This window comes from Bradyrhizobium sp. Mp27 (assembly GCF_029953005.1).
In the GTDB taxonomy this organism is placed as follows: Bacteria; Pseudomonadota; Alphaproteobacteria; order Rhizobiales; family Xanthobacteraceae; genus Bradyrhizobium; species Bradyrhizobium barranii.
The window spans coordinates 1-1,967 of record NZ_JASAUS010000440.1; the positions used below are offsets into that span (position 1 = coordinate 1).

Consider the following 1,967-nt stretch of genomic DNA (forward strand, 5'->3'; position numbering starts at 1 on the left):
GAATCGTATCGTCGGTCATGGCGGGCGTGGCGTTCGCGGTTGGAGGTGATGGGGTTGGCTTCACAACCGAATCCTACGCCGTATCAGCGCTTTACACCACGCTCGCCAGCCTCTCGGGCGCCTCTTACGAATAAGACGGGCTAGGCTCAGACATAGAAGCTCACATCGGCTCACAAACTCAACAGCCGATAGCCGATCGCTCACCCACTCCGCTAGACGGGGTCTCTTTGCTTTCAATTACCCATAGTTGTAGCTTCGATCGCGGCTCCCAGTTCGATGTCGGTCAGCCGCGATAATCCGCGCCAGATCACGGTGTTTCCTGGAGGCGGATCGTTGGCTCGGGCCAAGTATCCTCCGAGCCGCGCGATCTTGACGACATAGTGCGAGAGCGTGCTTCGTCGAGAGCAATCACCACCCCTGTGTTTCACCAAATGATCAAGAAGCCTGATTTCGGGATCTGTCAGCGCCATTTGCGGTACGGCATTCGGCGAGGAGCGATTGAGCATCGTCATCCAGAAGACGCGCCAACTCACAATGCAGAAGACCGCGATCAGATTGACCAGACGCTCAGCAGTTCGCAATTTTGAGTCCTCTGCTTTGCAGCCCGATTTGAGGATCTTATGGAAGACTTCGATCTTCCATCTCAAGGCGTACCATTCGATTTTATTGATGGCGTCCTTGCGCGATTGGACCGGGAGATCGGTGAGGAGCTTCCACTCGATTTTCTTCCGCCGTTTCGGCCTTCCCCGCTCTTGAGCATGGATCACGGTCAGAGTGAGTGCGGGATATTTCGTCTGTTTGCCAATCGGCGGCAGGACTCGTATCTTGCGGTACCTGATCTCAAGAACGGCGTCGTCGGGGTCGCCTTTGTCGTCCTTGACCTTGATCCGATGTAGACCCTTGATCGTAACCTCGTCCATTTCGTCGGCAATTGTATGATTGCCGTCCCCGGCAAGCCGATCAACACAGGTTCGCACCAGGAAATGCGTTCCAGCCTCCTGGGCCAGGCAAAACAGCTCATAGATGTCGCTCTCGCGATCACCAATATGAACGCATCGTCCAGGGGCAGCGAGAAGGTCGGTCGATTGCCGTAAGTTCTCGAGCCAGCGGATGCTCTCCTTCTGCTCGATCGGCACCCGCGTCGGATTGATCTTTCGCTTCAGCGCCGTCGTCCCCTTGAACTTCTTGCGGGTCCAGAACTTGATTGCCGACAGTCCGAGCGGAAGCCCCTCGGTCGTCACGGCGAGACTTGAATGCATCAGGATGCCGCACTGCGTGCGTCCTGCCGTCTTGCCCGTAAAGCCGATCAGATCCGGCTTCTCGCGCTTGAAGCTGAATTCCGTCGTGTCATGGAGGACGAAAATCGGTCCCTCCGTCGCCGCTACGCGCCCGCGCGTCGCCTCGAAATGACCGCAAAGAATATCCGCCTCGTCGACCCGCTCGTTGGAGAAGAAGCGATAGGCGGCCTTCGTGTTGGCCCAATCCTGACAAACCAGCGGGATGCTTTGACCCATGTCGCTCCCGATTTGTGCGAGCAATTTGCCGAACCGGCGACCAAGCCGCTCATCCTTAAACTCGCATCCCGCAACTTCCCGATCAACCCACGTCTCGATACCGGTCGTCAATCGCTGAGCACGCGCCCCCGCGCGTTCCTTCACCAAGCCCATCGAACACCCCGCGCTTCCGAATCAGGTGCTCAACACCGAATCACAACGGATTCTACCGATTCAAGATTTCGCCCGCGGCGCCTCGCTCAAATCCGACGTCAAATGTGGGTAATTGAAAGGTCTCTTTGCCGCTTACAGCTTTGCGGCGAGCCCGCCGCTTACGGACGGTGAGCCCTTGTATGGGGCTTCTTTTGTCAAGAAGTTCGGCAGTGCAACGCATGTCTTGTCCTTCGTCAGTTTCTTTGTTCGATCTGAAAGCCCGTTTCTTCGTCCCGACCCGCGGCAGCGCCAGGCCGTCGC

2 protein-coding genes are annotated in these 1,967 nt (G+C 57.2%); one reads left to right on the plus strand and one right to left on the minus strand.

Annotation, left to right across the window (positions count from 1 at the left end; all coding sequences use genetic code 11):
- Positions 1 to 233: 233 nt before the first annotated feature.
- On the minus strand, positions 234 to 1,667 hold the full coding sequence (locus tag QJT78_RS50735; protein ID WP_166354477.1) for an IS4 family transposase: 1,434 nt from the start codon (positions 1,665 to 1,667) through the stop codon (positions 234 to 236).
- 112 nt (positions 1,668 to 1,779) lie between these two features.
- On the opposite strand from QJT78_RS50735, the gene QJT78_RS50740 reads away from it, so the two are divergent.
- Positions 1,780 to 1,967 (plus strand): hypothetical protein (locus QJT78_RS50740; RefSeq protein ID WP_281460856.1); only part of this gene is annotated, 188 nt, incomplete at its 3' end.

Coding starts and splice junctions, on each gene's coding strand:
- QJT78_RS50735 (WP_166354477.1), bottom strand. CDS start 1,667: ATGGGCTTGGTGAAGGAACGCGCGGGGGCGCGTGCTCAGCGATTGACG.